Raw genomic sequence first — 18863 nt, 5'->3', positions numbered from 1 at the left:
TGAATTGGAGAACAGAATATGAAAAAAATATTATTAGGAAGTCATGTAGGTTTTAAATCAAAAGATTATTTAATTGGAAGTGTTAATGAAACAATTGAATACAATGCAAATTGTTTGATGGTGTTTACAGGACCGCCACAAAATTTCAACAGAAAAGAAATAGATCAAGAAGTTGTTAAACAAGCACATGCTTTAATGGAAAAAAATACAATTGAAAAATCTAATTTAATAGTTCATGCACCATATTTAATCAACCTTTGTTCTCCAAAAGTTGAAACAAGAAAACTTGGTTTAGAAAAACTTATAAATGAAGTTAATAGAACTTATGAAATTGGATCAGATAAAATTGTTTTACATCCTGGAAGTAGTTTGACACTTGATCGAAATGAAGCTATTAAATTAATAGCTGATGGTATTAATAAAACATTTGAAAAAACTAAAAATGATGTCATTATTTGTATTGAAACAATGGCTGGCAAGGGAACTGAAGTTGGTATTACGTTTCAAGAACTTAAAGATATTATTGATTTAGTTGAAAATAAAAAAAGAATAGCAGTTTGTTTAGATACTTGTCATATTCATGAAGCTGGATATGATATATCAGATCCAGATAAAATATTAGATGAATTTGATAAAATAATCGGATTAGATTATTTAAAAGTAATTCATTTAAATGATTCTAAAAATGATCGTGGTGCAAGAAAAGATAGACATGAAAACATTGGGTATGGAAAAATTGGTTTTGATGTTCTTGTAAGTTGAGTCCATAATGAGAGAATAGCTCATGTTCCAAAAATTTTAGAGACACCATATCGTAATGATAAACCAATATATAAAACAGAAATACAAAATTTGATTAATAAAAAATTTACTTTAGTGGATTAGATTATGTCACATAATGATAAATATATTAAAAAATTAAATGATCAGCAATATAGATTAACAAAAAGTCGTATGGAAATTTTAAATTGTTTAAATGATGATTTTCATAGTCATTCAATTCAAGATATTGTTAATCATATTAAATCTAGAAATAAAACCATTAATACAGCAAGCGTTTACAATACAATTGATCTTCTTATAAAAGAAGGATTAGTTGATATTTATGCTAATTATGAATCTAAAAACCAACTATATGAAATAGTTGATAAAAATAATTTACATATTCACATCAATTGTATTGAACAAAAAAAGAACATTAAAGAAAAAATGCCAGAATCTGTTAAAAAAGAACTAATTGAAATATTAAATAAACACAATTTGGATTTTCATAACATTAAAATTGAAATACTTGCAAAACCTAAAGATGATTAATTAAATTATATTGATACAATTTTTATGGTATCAATCCCTAACTGACATGTGAAGTGCAACACTTCAATGTTACATTAAACTCTCGACTTTGAAATATAAGTTGAGAGTTTTTTGTTTTAAATATTTTCTTGATACATTTGGTAAGCTGTTTTATAACCAAACATTTTTCTTGGGATGTTGTTTACTTTTCATTCAAGAGTTTTTATTTTATCTTCACTTACTAAACTGAAGTCAGTTCCTTTTTTATATCATCTTCTAACTATCCCATTTATGTTCTCCTTGGACCCTCTTTGGAATGAAGAATAAGGTTGGCAATAATAAACTTTAAAGTTGAATTGTTTTGCAGTTATTCCCATCATTTGAAACTCTAACCCATTATCAACAGTGATGCTTTTTATTGGGAGTTTTTCATCTCGAATAATGGTATACATTTTAGCCATCATTGATCTAGCGTTTTTCCCTTTTATTTTTCTAATAATTGCCAACCTTGTTTTTCTTTCTACTAATGTTAATAAGTGGTAATAACCACTTTGCCTTTTACTAACTATTAGATCAGCTTCTCAATGTCCAAATTCTTTTCTATTGTTTATCTTTTCTGGTCTTAGACTATAAGGAATGCAGTATTTTCCATAAATTTTAGAAAATATACCTATTTTTCTTCTTTTTTCTTTAACATATTTTCTTCTTAAACAATCTCTTCTTTGTATCTTTCAAATCTTGCTATTGATTCATCTAAATACTTGCCTAGCACTTGGAACTTTAACTAATGGATAGTTTTCTTTTATTCAAAAAATTGTAGCTTCTACACCATGAGATTTAGGATTAAATTTTTGAATAAAAAGATCTGTGAAGTTTTTGTACTTCAACATAAAAAACATATGACAATTTGATTTTCTTCTAATGTATTTTTTGTGAGCAGATGATGAATAATAAATTCCTGCTGAAGATGTGTTTCTCTTCAACTCTCTTGATATTGTTGATTTGTTTTTATTTAAGATTTTTGCAATCTTATTCATAGAATATTTTTCTTTATTTCAAAGAAAATAAATTAAGCATCTTTCTTCTTTTGTTAAATGTTTATAAGTTTTCATAAGCACTCCTAATATTCATTATCTTTTTATTAGTGAACACTTACAAACAAAACAAATGAAGTGCACACTCTTTTTCGAGTGTTGCACTTCACATGTCAGTCGAGCATTGATACAATTTTTATGGTATCAATATTTTTTTTTATTATTTTTAAGTTGTTCATCAATTTATTTCATTTAAATCTATAATAAAAAGGATTGTTTTTAAGGAGAAAACTATGTCAATGAGTGTTGCTTTTTACCGTAAATATCGTCCTAAATCATTTTGTGATGTTGAGGGACAATCTTTTGTCATTCAAACACTAAAAAATACAGTAATGGCAAATAAGGTTGGACATGCTTATATATTATCTGGTCCAAGAGGTATAGGTAAAACATCTATTGCAAAAATTTTTGCAAAAGCAATTAATTGTACTAATTCTCAAGCTGGTGATTGCTGCAACAATTGTCCAAGTTGTAAATTAATAGATATGAATCAAACAATGGATGTTGTTGAAATGGATGCAGCAAGTAATAATGGTGTAAATGAAGTTAGATCAATAATTGAAAATATTTCTTACTTACCAGCAGATTTATTTAAAAAAGTTTATATAATCGATGAAGCTCATATGCTAACAACAGGAGCTTGAAATGCTTTTTTAAAAACATTGGAAGAACCTCCAAAACATTTAGTGTTTATTTTTGCAACTACAGAACCACATAAATTTCCTTTAACTATACTATCAAGATGTCAAAGACTTAATTTATCAAAATTAAATAATTTTGAAATCATAACAACTATTAAAAAAACTTGTGAAAATGAAAATATTAAAATAGATGATGAATCATTAAAAAAACTTACTGTATTAGCAGATGGTAGCGCAAGAGATGCTTTAACTTTTTTAAATCAATTAGATATTTATACTAATTCAAATATCACTTCAAAAGATGTGAATGAAGTGTTTGGACTTGTAGATTTAGAAGAAAGAATTGAACTTATAAAAAATATTGTTAATTCTCAATATGAAAAAATATTAAATAGTATTGATAACTATGAATCAAAAGGTGTTAACTTTTTCCAATTAGCAAAAGATATAATTGAAATTTTATTTGATAAATTAATATATGAAAAAACAAAAAATGAAAAACTTATAAAAGTATTGTCTAAAGTTAATGTTGATTTTATTAATATTCAACCAAAATTCTTAGTTAAGTTTATTGAATTATGACAAGATGCTTTATACAAGATGAAATATGCTTCAGATCAAAAATTTTATTTTGAATTAACTTCACTTTCTGCATCTAAAATATTTGATTTTGATAATTTCATTAGTGTCAATGATGTTAAAACGAATTTAAATGAAAATAAAAATAATATGGATCAACTAAGAAAACAAGTTGAAAACAAAAGTAATATTGTTGAAACTCAAACAATAAATAATAAAGAAGTTCAATTTAAACAAGTAGCTTTGGAAGATGTTTTTAATAAAAAAGTTATTGGAAATAAAAATAACATAGAACAAGAAAAAACATCTGTTAATGATAACCAAACTATTTTAAAAACAGAAAAAAAAGAAATTAAAGCAGAAACAGAAATTAAAAAACCTATAGTTGAATCTGAAAAAAAAGAAATTAAAAAAGAAAAACAAGAACAAGTAAATAAAACTGAAACAAAAAAAGATAATAAACTTGAATTAGAAAACAAAGAAAACACTAAAACTAGTGTTGTAAAAATCCAAGAAACAAAACAACAAAAAGAATCAGTAAACAAAAAGTCAAATAAACTAGATGATTATAATCTAGTAAATACATTGCCAGAAACTGAAAATGAAATTGAAAAAATAAAAGACAACAAAAAGATTACAATTTTAGATGCATTGATTAACAAATCATTTAAGACAAATAAATATAAATTATCACAAGTTAAACATAATTTTGATGCACAAACTAAAATTAAACCTGAAACAATTGTTGATGCAGAAAAAATAACTGAATTAGAATTAAAAAACAATTTCAACGATAAACCAACAGATAATAAACAATCTAAAAAAACTAAAAAAAATAATGATGATTCAAAACCATCAGAACCAAATTTGTTTACATTAGATTTTAATGATAATAGTAATAATGATTATTTAATTGATCAAAAAACTAATAATAAATCTAATGAAATAAATTCAATAAACAAACAAGAAAAAAAACAAGTAATTGAAAATAACAAAGATAATCAAATAGAAAGCAAAAATATTAAAGAAAATCCAAAATCAGACACTAAAGATGAACTTGATTTAGAACTAGAAAAAAAATTAAAAAAATTAAGTAGTGGTTTAGATAGAGAAAAATTATTTTTCCAAATTGCAGACAACAAAAACAATGATAATAAAACAAATGCATCACAAGTTTTAGAAAAAATAAAAAAATCTGTAACTATAAATGCTGATGATGTATATTTTAAAGAAGCTAAAAATATTTTATTAGCATCAAACAATGGAATGATATTATTATTTGAAAATGAAGTTAGTGCTAAAAACTTAAATGTAGTTTCAACAAACCCTAAATTTTTAGTTTATCTAAAAAATACATTTGGCAAAATTTATAAAGTTATAGGAATGACAACAGAAACTGCAACTGAACTAACAGAAAAATATAAACAACATTTAAAAAACAAAAAGAAATTAAATGATGTAGAAATTAATGATTTAATTGATAAAGCCAATAAATCTAATACTACTATGAAAGATTTAGCAATTAGTATATTAGGTGATGAGATAGAAGAGGAGTAATATATGAACATTCAAAAAATGATGGCTGAAGCTAAAAAACTTCAAGCAAGTATGGAAAAAAAACTTAAAGAATTTGATGAAAAAGAATTTGAATTTAATTACAAAAAATATATAAATGTAAAACTTAAAGGTAGTTTACAAATTATATCAATAGATATTGATAAACAACTTGTTGATCCAGAAGACAAAAACATGTTAGAAGAAATGGTTTGTGAAGCAATCAATGAAGCTATTGAAAATGTTAGTAAGGAAAAAGACAAAATAACAAACATTTCTATTCCTGGTCTTCCATTTTAATTATGAAAGTTAAAGAGTATGAATATTTAATAGATGCATTAAAATCTCTACCAACAGTTTCAACTAAAAGTGCAAATAAAATTGCTAATCATTTAATCAATAGTGATAAAGAATATTTTAATGAACTTGTTAATAGAATAATTGAAGCAAAAACAAGAATTAAATTTTGTCAGTATTGTAATAATATGGTTGTAAATAGTTTTAGTTGTGATATTTGTAAAAACAGTGATAGACATAATCACAAACTATGTATTGTGAGCTCTATTGATGATTTATATAAAATTGAATCATCTGAATCTTTTTATGGAACATATTTTATTTTAAAAAATGAACTTGATTATAAAAACAAAGATTCTATAAAAAATATGAAACTTGACCAATTAGAACAAACTATTAATAATTTCAATATTAATGAAATTTTAATTGCCACCAATATGACAACTAATGGTGAATTAACAGCAAAATACATTAAAAACTATTTAAAAGAAAAAAACTTTAATATTGAGTTTTATAGATTAGCTTTGGGTATTCCATTAAATGCATCAATTGATTATATAGATTGAGAATCGTTAAAGTTTTCGATTAAAAATAAAACAAAAATGGAATAATAAAAAAGGATGCTTAGATTTGCATCCTTTTGTTAAGTAAATAAAAATAGACACCACACACAAAAGTTAAAACTTAGTGCTGCTCCATTTCTGGCCTGACACGATTCGCCACTAATGTTGTGATGTCTTTATTATTATATATAAAAATAGAAAAGTTTTGAATATAAAAAACAATTGAAGTAAAAATGTTTTGCAAAAAAACTTGAATTTATTTTGATATAGGCATATTAATAAACTATAATAAATTAATAAAAAAATTAAGGTATTGTAATGGTTCACAACAAAGATTGCATATTTTGTAAGATTATTAATGGAGAAATTCCTTCTAAATTAATTGCTGAGAATCAAAAAGCTTTAGCTTTTATGGATATAGATCCAGTAAGTGATGGACATATTTTAGTTATTCCAAAAGAACACTATCAAGATTTTAGTTCATGTGATGATGAATATTTAGTTGCAGTAATGTTGTTAACTAAACAAATTGTTAAAAAACTTAATAATAGTAAATTAAACCCATGAGGGATTAATTATTTAAGCAATGAAAAAGATATTGCAGGACAAGTTGTTAAACATTTTCATTTGCACATTATTCCAAAATATGCAAAGAATGAAGGTTTTATTTTAGAAAATGCTATTGATAAATCAAAAAGATATCTTGAAGATATTGATTTAGTTTTTGAAAAAATTGCTAAATCTAAATATACAATTAAATAGTATTTTGGGTTTTGTTGAGGTATAACGATGAGGATTAAAAAGTTAAACAAATCTAAATTATTTTCACTATTAGGTGCTGGACTATTGGCTACAAGTTCTACACTAATTTTAGCCTCTTGTAGTTCTAATAAACAAGAATTAATTAATAACTCTGTTTTAACTAATGGTTTAGGTAAGTTTACTGATTCTATTGATTTAAAAACAATGTCTTCTTCTTTACTTAAAAACAACTCAACAGCTCAAACAAACTTTGCAGATGCAGCTGCTGGTTTTTTTGCATATAAATGAGTAGAAAATATTTCAAACAAAGACACAAGGGTAAAAAATGCATTAAATGCAAAAAAAGATTTAGTTAATAAAACTTATAACGATACTTTAAAAGACTATAAAGAAAAGTATGGAAGTGATTATGATATATATTTCCAACAAGAATTTTTAGATAAAAATGGTGGAACTGAAGAATCATACAAACAAATTGAATTAAATAAATGAGCTAAACAATACTTAATTGACAATGTTTTTGCTACAGATGTTTATGTTAAATTAATGAAAGGAAATTCTCCTGTAACTGGTGGTAGTTTAACTACAAGTGAACTTAAAAAAGTCTTTACTAATGGAACTAATGGAACTGCAAATGCTGCTAATGGAGAAACTTATAAATTTGCTTTCCAAGCAGATAATGATAGTGAATATGCACAAAAAGAATATGCTTCATTTCAACAATATATTTATGATCAATGAGTACAATTTACTAACCCATTTTTAATTAATAATATTCTTTGAAAATATGGTCAGCCACCATCTGGTTCAAGTTTATCTGATTATTATTTAATATCTACTACGTCAGGTAGTGATGGTGGATCAGGTGAAGGTGGTTCAGAAGGTGGAGATACTGGTGGTGGTGATTCATCAGGTGGTGAAACAACTAAACAAAGTTCTTCTGCAAGATTAAATTCTAATATTGTAACTTATGAAGAGGGAAGTGAAGGTGGAGAAGGAGGAGAGGGTGGTACTACAACTCCATCAACTTCAACCGGTAGTTATATATATCCTTATTTTTCAAGTTCAATTCCAACTGGTAATAATACAACTTCAACAGTTAAAAAGTACCAGGATTTTGTTACGCTTGCAGCATCTATGAATTCAGCTGAAACAGGACAAAAAAATGGTGATAACACAGCCTCTTCAACAACAAATGCTAAGGTAGAAGATACTAATGGTTTGAAAAAGAATTTATCTCAATATTCAGATGACCACACAACTTCACTTATGCTTGTTAAAAATGCAACTTCTTATAGTGATTTAAGTAGTATCCAATTAGCTGCTGCTTCTTCTTTTATGTTATATAAAGATGCAACTTTTAGTAATGGGCAACCATCAAAAGATGGAAAACAAACAACAAATCCAATAACAAAGAAAAATGATATAAGTAAAAAAATTGTTACTTCATGGTCAACAACTAATATAGATCCAATAACTGATGAATTTATTTGAAGTAATAATACTTCAAGTGATGGATCAGGTGCTGTTTCATTAGCAACATCATCAACTAATTCAAATAATGCAACATTCACAAATAGTAGTGCAAAAGTAACATTATCATCTGAACTTGTTAATGAAATTATTTCTTCTAAAAATTTATCAAGCTATAGAGATAAAACATTAACTTCAGTTGATGGTTTTTTAGCATCAAATGTGAATGGTTTTATTTTTATAAGAGATAATGATGGAGTTAGAGCTGTTTCTATTGAAGGTGGTGCTTATATAAATAAGGCAACATCAATAGAAGATCTAAAAACAAGAGCTGGAAATGTAGTGTTGTTTCACTACATGAATAATTTAAATGGAAATGATGACACTTCTATTGGTTCAATTTCTATAGATTTAAAAAGTGAGTTACTTGGATATTTAACTAATAACTTTAACTATTTAATTTTTGAATATGCTAAGAAAATGAATCCTACAAGTAATGGAATATTAAATACTAATGACAAAAGTATTCCAAAAATTGATTCTGTTTTTTCTGATACAAATGAAAAAACATTAATCGAAAATTTAGTTAAGTATAATTTTGAAACTTCAATTTCTACAAGAAGACAAGATTATAGACAAAAAATGTATGATGCTAAATCATCATATAGTTCTAATTTTGGAATAGATGCTAAAAAGAATGGTTTGGCTGCCCCTTGAATTTATGGATTAAAATCAGGTTCAGGTATTTATGATTATGAGTTGCTTGATACAGTGCCAACAGCTGATCCATATGTACAAACAAAAGGAAGTAAAAAAACATTTGAAGAAAGTGTAGAAAATTTTACTAAATCTCTAGTTGCTCAAACATCATCATTTAGTGGTTATAAATATAGTCAATATGTTTATTCAAATAATCAACAAATGAATTATGTTCTTATGAATGCTGATGATACTTCACTTTCTACTATTGTTAGAGCTAGTATTTATAACAAAAAATGAAAAGATTTATTCAATGGTAATGGTGAATTTAAATATAATGGTTTTAAAAGCGGAACCGCAAGTACATTAACTACAAAAACTGATGCTAATACATTAAATGGTTATGTTGATAATGCATTAAACAATTATTTCTTTTCAAATGTATTTGATAATTTAACTACTGGAAAATGACTAAAATATAATGAACTTTCAAAATCTAGTTCATCTACTGAAAAAACAACTAATAATGATTTTAGTGTTGAAAAATTAAGAACATATAGAAAAAACTTATGATTAGAAAATGTTAAAAACAATAATGATATTGATTCTTTTAATTCAATGCTAACTGTATATGCAACAATAGATTATTTAGCTAAAGATAATTTTAAAGAATTTATTAATTATCTTAAAACTAAAGTAGCTTTAGGCAAGGATGCATATATTACTTGAACTAATTCAATTAATGAATCTATTTATATGGAAAATAATCCAACACAAAGTTCAGCAACAACAGCAAATGGTACAAGTAATTTACTTGAACAAAAGAATTTACTAAGTGCAGCAAATATAAAACAAAATATTGAGAATGGTTATTTCTCAGGATATGTTGGTAATAGTTTATTAAATGGTTCAGGTAGCACAAATCCTCCGGCTGCTCCATCATCTAGAGCCAGCACACCAACTACATCAAACAATGATTTAAAAAATAATACTAAGGATTCATTGTTTAATGTTGGTTCAAATTATTACAAAATATCTAATGGAATGCTAGGTTTTGATGGAATTCAAACTTCTGATTCAAATTCATTCCCAACAACTATTCAAGAAATTCTATTTACAAAACCAACAAATTATAATCCAGATAAAAAAGGTTTATTCTATTCATTCAAAGATAGGGAAGGTTTAAAAAAATACATTAATAATATTGTAAGTAATACACAAGCAAATGATTTAGCTGATTTAATCAAAGCTAGAACAGGTGTTGATACTAGCGATATTAAAAATGATATTTATAGTTTGAAACAAAAAAAGGATGCATTGCTACAATTAGTTTCAGAACAAAAAAATGGATCATCAATTATAACTAATGAAATGTTTCAACCAAGGGATGGTATACAAACAAAAGAAAAACAAAGTGAACCATCACCACCAGCAAGCAAGGTTAATAATCCATCAAATGCAACTTCAACAAATAATTTGATAGAAAATACAGAACAAGCAAGTGCAAAAGTTAAATATGCTGCTAATGTAATTCAATTAAATTATGATGATGTGTCTTCTTATGACAAACTTTCACAAAGAATAATGAATAGCAATGCCATTGGTAACAATACTTCACAAAATCCAGCAACTACAGCATCAACCACAACAAATAATGATAAACAAAAAGCAGCAGATGAAGTAATTATAAATTTACTTGTTTATGCTGCAGTTAATGAAACTTCATTACAAAATTATGTTGTTTCACAATTAAGTGAACAAAATAAAGTAGATGTTTACGATATAAGATTAAACAATGGTTTAGGTTTTGATTGAGTCAAAAATTGAAAAGATTAATTTTATTGTTAATATAAAACAAAGAAAGGCTAACATATGAAAAAAATAACAAGTTTAAAAAAGAAACTATTTTTAATAGGTGGAACTGTTGCAGGTTTAACAATTCCATTAGTTTTAACTTCATGTTCTGATAGCCTTAATGAAGTTGTAAGTAATAGTATCTTATCAAACAATGGTACAAGTTTTTCAAATAGCCTTTCATTAAAAGATGTTGCAACTAAAGCTTTATATAACAATCCATCACAAATTGAAATGATGGATAAAGCTGCAAGTAAAATGGCACTTGATTGATTTAAAAGATTATCTACTACTGGAAATGCTACATTTAGAAATCTTTATAATGATCAAGTTAAAAAAGTAAATGATGAATATGATTCTAAATTAAGTCAGTACAAAAAAGATTATCCTAAGTCTTGAAGTGCAAGATTCCAACAAGAAGTGTTAGATCCAAAAGGTGGTACAGAATCTTCATATAAAGACTCTCAAATGCTTGAATGAGCAAAAACTGAAATTCAATCTAGAGTTTTTGGTAAAAGTTTTTTAACTATTATTGATAACAAAACAGGAAACGCTGTTCAAAACATTACTGGTACTCAATTATTAGATATTTTATTAAATGATAATAATACTACTAGTGGATCTAATAATGGCACTAATGGATATAGTTTTGGTTTTGCTTCTAAGTTAAGTCAAGCAGAAAATGATACAGCAGCTGATAAAGAATATTCTAAATTCCAAAAATTTGTTTATGATCAATGAATTCAATTTTCTAATCCTTATGTTATTAACATGTCATTATGAAAATACACTACACCAGGCAATGGTATAAATAGTGTTTATAGTGCTGCGCCTCAATCAACTTCAAGTGGTGATGATTCTACAGGTGATTCTTCTGATGGTACAACTACTACACAATCTTCTACTCGTGAAGGTGAAAGTGGTGGAGATACAGGAAGTGGAGATGGATCTGATACTACAACTCCATCAACTTCTGGTACTTATGCTTTTCCATATTTTAAAAGTCAAGATGATAATGATAACCCAGGGTCAACTATTGGGAAGTTTAAAGCTTTTGTTGCAGCAAGTAAAACAGATAATAACTTTAAAGAAAAAACAGTTGGTTCAACAACTACACCTACACAACCATCTTCTAAAAATGGTAATAATACAGCAGAATCTTTAGGTCTTAAGAAAATTCCTAAAATTTATACAGATGATAGTTCAACATACATATTGGCTAAAAATTCATCTATATTTAATGATTTATATATAGAATTTGCTGCTGCTAGTTCTTATCTTTATTCAATGGTTGGAAACGGAACACAATCACAAGCTCCTACTCAACAAACACAAATGAAAACAGGAACTGATGGAAGTGATAGCACTATTAATACTACAATTGGCAAAAAACTAGATATGCCAACTAATGGAGGTAGTGGTGGTAATGGTGGGAACAATGGCTCTACTGAAAATGTTTTGGATTTAATAACAAGACAATTTGTTTCTAAAACAAGTTTTAATACTCCTGAAAAAAAACCAGAGAAGGAAACGACTCAAACAACTGCAACTACAACTAAATTTAATGAAACTCATTTATCTAAAGAATTGGTAAATGAAATAATTAATTCAAGTGGTGAACTTTCATCTTTAAGAAATAATGATTTATATTCAATTGATTCTTTTATGATAACTGACACAGAACTAAATGAATATATGTTGCTAAGAAATGAAGCTGGTGTTCATGCTATATCTATAGATGGTTGAGATTATATTAAAAAAGCAAGTGATAAATTAACTGCTAACAAGAGAGCTGGAAATGTAGTTTTATATAGATATTTCCAAAATAAAATGAATATTGATAGTGATGTGACTATAACTGATATAAATAATGAACTATCAACTTTCTTTAAAGATAATTTTAGTTATTTAGTTTATAGCTATGCTGAAAAAGCAACTTTCCAAGAAATAAGTAATGAAGCTAAATCTACATCTTTAAAAATAACCACAACTACAAAATCATCGCCAAAAGAAGGTGAATCAACAAATAATGATTTTGATAGTGATGAAACTAAACAAAGTTTGTTCAATATAGCAAGTGTAACATCTGATGAAAATTTTAAAAAATTATTATCAGCATTAAACACTTATCTATTTGAATTATCTAAATATACTTATGTAGATGATTACAATAAAAAGATGATAGATGCTAAAAGAACATATTCTAAAAATTATGGTGCTAATACTAAAACAAATGGATTAGCATCTCCATGAGTTTATGCAACTAATGCAAGTGATAAATCAAATTATTATTTTGATGTAGCAAAACAATCAGGATTAGTTTCAGATCCTTTTACAAAACCAGAAAATTCTACAACATCTGTTGGAAAAGCAGATGCAAACAACAACAAAAGTTCTTATCAAAAATTAGAAGATTGTATAAAAAAATTTGTTGAATCACCTAATTTTACAACCGGTTTAACAAGCAACTTTGAAGGTTTTAAATATAGTCAATATGTATATTCTGACAATTGATTAATTAATTATGCTTTACTTAAATTTGGTACAGATGGTGACTCATTATCATTTGCACAAAAAGAAAAAATTTTAAAAGATTACACTAGTGACGTTTATGATTATGAAAAACTAAGTTTTAAATCTAATAATGGTAATACACAATCTAAACTTATATTAAATGGAGTAAATACTTATTTAGATTCAGGGTTAAGTAATTATTTCTTTAGCAATACTTTTACAGCTGATGAACTAAATTGATATTATTGAGATAAATTTACTGCACAAAATAAAACAACTGGAAAACAAGAAACAAATGGTGCCACATTTGATAAAAACAATCTTGCTAAATATTGAAAATATTTATGACAAGAAAAAACTAAAATAAAAAATAGTTCAAGTGGTTTAGAATATAACAATCTTTATACTATTGTTGCTACAACTAAATATCTTTTAGAAAATGATGGAAAGTATTTTATTGATTATCTTAATGCTATTATTCCATATGGTGCTGAAGCTTATATAACGTGACAAAATTCTCAAAACACATTACTACAAGAAAATAAACAAACAACAGTAAAAGATTTAGTTGATGCTAGTAAAATTTCACAAAATATAAATAATAGTTATTTTTCAAGTTATGTTGGTAATTATTCTTCAACTACATTTGGAAGCACAGGTAGTGCTGGTGGTGCAAGTAAAGTTGGTAGTTCAGAATCTACAAATACAACAAATAGTGGAATTTTATTAAATAATAAAGGTTCGTTATTCAATGATGAATCAAATTATTATAAAGTGGTTGGTGATAGTTTAGGATTTATGGGAATACAAACTAGTACTTCAAATAGCTTGTCATCAGTTATATCATCTAGGTTATTTTCAAATCAAAAAGCAAATAATGCTAGTGGTAATGGAATTTTATATGGATACGAAAGTAAAGAACAACTTTCAAAATATATAATGACACTTGGTTCATCATCTCAAGTTGAATCAATTGCAAACAATTTGAAATCTAAAATTCCATCATTAAATATAAGTAGAATTATAAGTAAAGAAACAACTCTTAAAGATAAAAAAGAATTATTAAGTAAATTAGTAAAAGATAATGGTAACATACCAGAAACTTATTTTAACGAGAGAAGTGGTTATATTGGTAATGCTAATACAAGTTCTGCAAACACAGCTGCAAGTGGATCTAGTAATACTAATTCAACTATGAATGTTACGCCAATTCCAGATGTTTCTAATGGAAATAATGCAATAGAATATGGAGCAAAAGTAATTCAAATTAATTCTAAAGACATTAACAATAGTGGTAATAGTAATGGTAAAAATACTGCAACCATTTCAACTTTAGTAACAACTATTAGTAATAAACTTCAAAAAATAAATGGAACAGATTCATCAAGTAAACAAACAGAAGCAAATAATATGAATACTCAAGCTAATGAAATAGTTTATAACTTATTAATAAATGCTGCAACAAATAGCAGTGTTCAACAAATGGCTTTAAACTCAATCTTATCTAGTAGAAAAGTAAGTGTAAATGATATAAGATTAAATAATCAATTAGGAGCTGATTGAGTAAGTAATTGAATTTATAAACCAGATACAACTAATTAAAAAAACTAATACATACAGGAGATAGATAATGAAAAAACAAATTAAAAACAAAAAATTAAAATTAATAAAAGTTTTATCAAGTGCTTTCTTTTTATCTGCTCCTGCTATTTTATTAGCTTCTTGTTCTTCTGTTAATAAAGAGTTAATTGAAAATTCAATTTCTAAAGGTGATGGTTCTAATTTTGCAACAAATTATAGTATTAAAAAAGTTGCAACGGAAGCTTTAAAGTCAGATTCTGGTCAAAAAGCTTATCAAGAATATTTAACATCAAACCTTGCTTTACAATGATTTAAAAATTTAGCAAAAACTGATCCACAAACAAAAAGAGATCTTGATAATGAAATTAAAAATATTGATGATAGTTTTAAAAGCACAATAGATTCTTATAAAAATAATAATGGTGCTGATTGAGAATTAAAATTTCAACAAGAATTTTTAGATTTAAATGGTGGAACTGAACAAGCATATAAAGAAAAACAACTATTATCTTGAGCAAAAAATAGATTATCAAGTGAATTATTTAATTCTGATTATTCAGCATTATTAAATTCTAATAATCAAGTTATTAGAAGTAATTCAGAATCTGAATTGCTTAAAGGTTTAACTGGTGAATATCATTTTGGATTTAGTGCTGATACAAAATTAATTGGGCAAAATAAAAATTCTGATCCAGCATATGCTGATTTTCAACAATTCATATATGATAAATGAATTGAAATTGAAAACCCTTTTGTTGTAAATATGTCTTTATGAAAATATGGTACTCCTGGTAGTGAAGGGATGAGCAATTTTTATAATTTAGATTCTAGTACTTCTATAACTAGTGGTACTTATGAATATCCATATTTTAACAATGCAGTTGCAACAAACACTGGTTATGGTACATTAGATAAGTTTACTCATTTTGTTAATGATGCTAAAGCTAGTGGAACAAGCACAAATGGTAGTAGTGATGGTAATTTCTTATCAAAGGATACAACTAAAAATAAATTAGGTATTAGAGAAATTAGTAAAAATTATACAGATGATTCAGCAACTTTAATTCTTGCTAAAAATGGTTCTATTTATAATGATTTATATATTGAATTTGCAGCGGCTAGTTCTTATTTATTTGGTGAATTAGCAAACCCAACTCAACAAGGTACTAATAGAGCTGAGTCATCAACAACTAATAATAAATTAGAAAAAGGTATTTCTACTAATTCAAAAAGTGGTTTAGACCCAATAACTAGTAATTTTGTTTATAAAGTAACAAACACCAATGGTGGTGGTAATGGTGGTACAACTCAAACGGGAAAAGATGGATCAAGTTCATCTACTAATAATCAAATGCCAACCACTATCAATGGAATAATTAAATATTCTAGTAATTTGGTTTCTCAAATAGTTAATAAAAATGGTCCATTAAATGAATTAACAACTAATGGTGGAACTGTTTATTCGATTGACTCATTTAGAGGAACAAGCACTGATAAATTAAATGATTTTATGTTCATTAGAAATCAAGCTGGTGTTCATGCTGTTGGTATAGAAGCATCTAAATATATTAAAGATGGATATACAAATGGAAGTGCAGGAACTGGAAAAAATGATACACAAACACAAAATACTAAAAATTATAAACAACGTGCTGGTGATGTAGTATTTTATTATTCTAAATTAAAAAACTCTAATGAAGATTTAACATATGGTATGTCTATTGATCTTAAATCTGAGTTAAGTACATTCTATTCTAACAATACTGATTGATTAATTTATGAATATGCTAAACATTTAATGGGTAATCAAAATAATGGTGGAACAAACACTAAAGAAGATACACCTAAAATAAAAATGTTTGATTTAAATGATCAAGAAATGAAAAAATTACTTGGTAACAATTATGTTACTTTTGCTGATAAATTAGTTAATTATCAATTCTTAATCACTAAAGTTGATAGAGTTAAAGATTATCAAGCCAAAATGTATGATGCAAAATCTAAATTTTCAGTTAATACAGGTATAAATACTAAAAAGAATGGTTTTGCTTCTGGATGAGTTTATGAAAAAGCAAAAGATAGTCAAACTACTACTCAAAGTAACTCATCTCCATCACAAAATGAAGATAAACTTCAAAAAAATCCAAATTATTTTGATGTTACATATTCTTCATATGTTAAAGGAACTTATGATTTATTTGATGGAACAAATGGTGCTAAAAAAACATTCATGAATGCTTTGACTACATATATGAATGATTTAAGTGTAACTAATCAATCAAGTTCTTTCTCTGGTTATAAATATAGTCAATATATTTATAGTGATAATAATGCTTTAAATGCTGTTTTATTAGCTTTTGGTTCTGATAGTAATTCATTATCTAATGTTATTAAAAATGATATATTAAAAGATTATATTGGTACTAATGATTTCGATTTTGATAAATTAGAATTTAAAAATAACAGTAATTTAATAACTAGTTTAGAAAATGGTTCTACCACAACTCCAAGTACTGCAACGCAAACTGGAAATAATGGAGTTAAAGGAATAAATAGTGCTTTAAGTAATATGTACTACAATTCATCTTTTGATGGGTTAACAGATAAATGAGGTCAGTACATTCCTTCAAAAGAGGCTAGTACACCAAAAAGTGTTGCAGAAACTACACCACAAACTGCATTTCCAATCACTCAATCTCAATTGGATTCTTATAGAAATAAACTTTTTAAATATTCATTAAGTGTTGATAATGCAGCAACTAGCAGCAATTATTTGTCTTTATATACAATGTTAGCAACTGCTAAATACTTATTAGAAGATAATGCAAAAGAATTTATCAACTATTTAAAAACTAAAGTAACTGTTGGTGAAAATGCATATATTACATGATATGGTACTCAAAACAAAAACTTACAAGTTAATGGATTAAATAAATCAACTGTTAAAGAATTATTGTCAGCAACAGATAACCTAATGATGAATGTTAATAATTCAAAAGAATCAGCTTATTATGGATTAACTTATTCAGGAACAACTAATGCTGGTAGTCAAGTTACTTTGGTTAATACTGGAAACACAAATAGTTCTAATAGTGAAGGAACTGGTACAACAGGAGAAACTATAACACTAGATAGAAATAATTCAAATTCATTATTTGGAGTTTCTTCAAATTATTATACAGTTGTTCAAGGCATGACTGGATTTATGGGTCTTATAACTCAAAATGATAGTTCATCATTAGATAGTTCAATTAGTGAAAGGTTGTTTACTAATACATCACTTGATAATTCAAGTAAGGTTGGAATATTACATAGTTTTGGTGATTCAAAAGAAGATTTATTAACTACTATTGAGTCTTATACTTTATCAAGTGAAGTTAATAATTTAGCAAATCAATTAAAGAAATATTTACCAATGATTCAATTTGAAAGTGTGTTAAATATTTCTGATAATAGTTTATCAGCTAAAAAGGAAGCTTTGAAAAATTTAATTAATAATAATTATCAAAATGATAGTTCTTCATCTCCGTCAACAAAAGATGCTAAACCAATTGTTAAAGAGATGTTTGACCAAAGAAAAGGGTATGTTGGAAAAACTCCAACAATAAACGGTTCAGGCAAAACATCAAATGGTCAACAAAACAATAATCAAAATGATAAGATGGAAGTTATAGATTCGCCAATTTCTGCAACACAAACAGGAGCTTATGTTTATCAAATAAATACTAATGATTTAAAGGATTGAACAACTTTAAAAACTGCTGTTGGTAACAATACAGAAGTTTTATATAACTTATTAATTATTGCAGCAAAAGATACAGGACAACAAGATAGAGCATTAAATTCAATTTTAGCTACAAGAAAAGTTGAAATATATGATACAAGATTAAATACTCAACTTGGTCCTAAATGAGCAAGTAACTGAAAATAATAGATTACATCAGTTAATCTATTATTTT

General features: G+C 26.1%; 10 protein-coding genes and 1 other RNA gene. 9 read left to right on the top strand and 2 right to left on the bottom strand.

Annotation, left to right across the window (positions count from 1 at the left end):
* The first annotated feature begins 18 nt into the window (after nucleotides 1-18).
* Nucleotides 19-885 carry a deoxyribonuclease IV gene (locus tag EXC57_RS03450; protein ID WP_004024939.1) on the top strand — a complete coding sequence of 289 codons (867 nt, stop codon included), beginning with the start codon at nucleotides 19-21 and terminating at the stop codon, nucleotides 883-885.
* A gap of 3 nt (nucleotides 886-888) precedes the next feature.
* Nucleotides 889-1314 (top strand): Fur family transcriptional regulator, encoded by a 426-nt coding sequence (locus tag EXC57_RS03445; RefSeq protein WP_004024938.1) that lies wholly within the window; start codon nucleotides 889-891, stop codon nucleotides 1312-1314.
* Nucleotides 1315-1430: 116 nt separating this feature from the next.
* On the opposite strand, the gene EXC57_RS03440 is transcribed toward EXC57_RS03445, so the two are convergent.
* Nucleotides 1431-2405 (bottom strand): IS30 family transposase, encoded by a 975-nt coding sequence (locus tag EXC57_RS03440; RefSeq protein WP_129692643.1) that lies wholly within the window; start codon nucleotides 2403-2405, stop codon nucleotides 1431-1433.
* 215 nt (nucleotides 2406-2620) lie between these two features.
* Between EXC57_RS03440 and dnaX the strand changes: the two genes are divergently transcribed.
* Genes dnaX through EXC57_RS03425 form a run of 3 tightly spaced genes read left to right on the top strand, consistent with a single transcriptional unit; the run spans nucleotide 2621 to nucleotide 6069 of the window.
* Nucleotides 2621-5164, top strand: a complete 2544-nt coding sequence (gene dnaX / locus EXC57_RS03435) for a DNA polymerase III subunit gamma/tau (RefSeq protein WP_129692642.1) — start codon at nucleotides 2621-2623, stop codon at nucleotides 5162-5164.
* A 3-nt stretch (nucleotides 5165-5167) separates the two neighbouring features.
* Nucleotides 5168-5461: a YbaB/EbfC family nucleoid-associated protein gene (locus EXC57_RS03430; protein ID WP_004025087.1), complete on the top strand. Its 294-nt coding sequence runs from the start codon at nucleotides 5168-5170 to the stop codon at nucleotides 5459-5461.
* 2 nt (nucleotides 5462-5463) lie between these two features.
* A complete protein-coding gene (locus EXC57_RS03425) occupies nucleotides 5464-6069 on the top strand; it encodes a toprim domain-containing protein (RefSeq protein WP_129692641.1) in 606 nt (201 codons plus the stop codon).
* 37 nt (nucleotides 6070-6106) lie between these two features.
* On the opposite strand, the gene ffs is transcribed toward EXC57_RS03425, so the two are convergent.
* Nucleotides 6107-6203, bottom strand: an RNA gene (gene ffs, locus EXC57_RS03420) — signal recognition particle sRNA small type.
* A gap of 136 nt (nucleotides 6204-6339) precedes the next feature.
* Here ffs and EXC57_RS03415 point away from each other — a divergent pair.
* From EXC57_RS03415 to EXC57_RS03400, 4 genes are read left to right on the top strand one after another with little or no spacing between them, the layout of a single operon-like run.
* Nucleotides 6340-6783 carry an HIT family protein gene (locus tag EXC57_RS03415; protein WP_004025085.1) on the top strand — a complete coding sequence of 148 codons (444 nt, stop codon included), beginning with the start codon at nucleotides 6340-6342 and terminating at the stop codon, nucleotides 6781-6783.
* 27 nt (nucleotides 6784-6810) lie between these two features.
* On the top strand, nucleotides 6811-10791 hold the full coding sequence (locus EXC57_RS03410) for a DUF3713 domain-containing protein (protein ID WP_004025084.1): 3981 nt from the start codon (nucleotides 6811-6813) through the stop codon (nucleotides 10789-10791).
* A 36-nt stretch (nucleotides 10792-10827) separates the two neighbouring features.
* Complete coding sequence (locus EXC57_RS03405) at nucleotides 10828-14925, top strand: DUF3713 domain-containing protein (RefSeq protein WP_004025083.1); 4098 nt, start codon at nucleotides 10828-10830, stop codon at nucleotides 14923-14925.
* A gap of 28 nt (nucleotides 14926-14953) precedes the next feature.
* Nucleotides 14954-18835 carry a DUF3713 domain-containing protein gene (locus tag EXC57_RS03400; protein ID WP_129692640.1) on the top strand — a complete coding sequence of 1294 codons (3882 nt, stop codon included), beginning with the start codon at nucleotides 14954-14956 and terminating at the stop codon, nucleotides 18833-18835.
* The last annotated feature ends 28 nt before the right edge of the window (nucleotides 18836-18863 follow it).

Origin of the sequence: Malacoplasma iowae (genome assembly GCF_900660615.1) — a bacterium.
GTDB classification, from domain to species: domain Bacteria; phylum Bacillota_I; class Bacilli_A; order Mycoplasmatales; family Mycoplasmoidaceae; genus Malacoplasma; species Malacoplasma iowae.
Note: the sequence above shows the minus strand (reverse complement) of the source record. Positions and strands in the feature narration are given on the sequence as shown.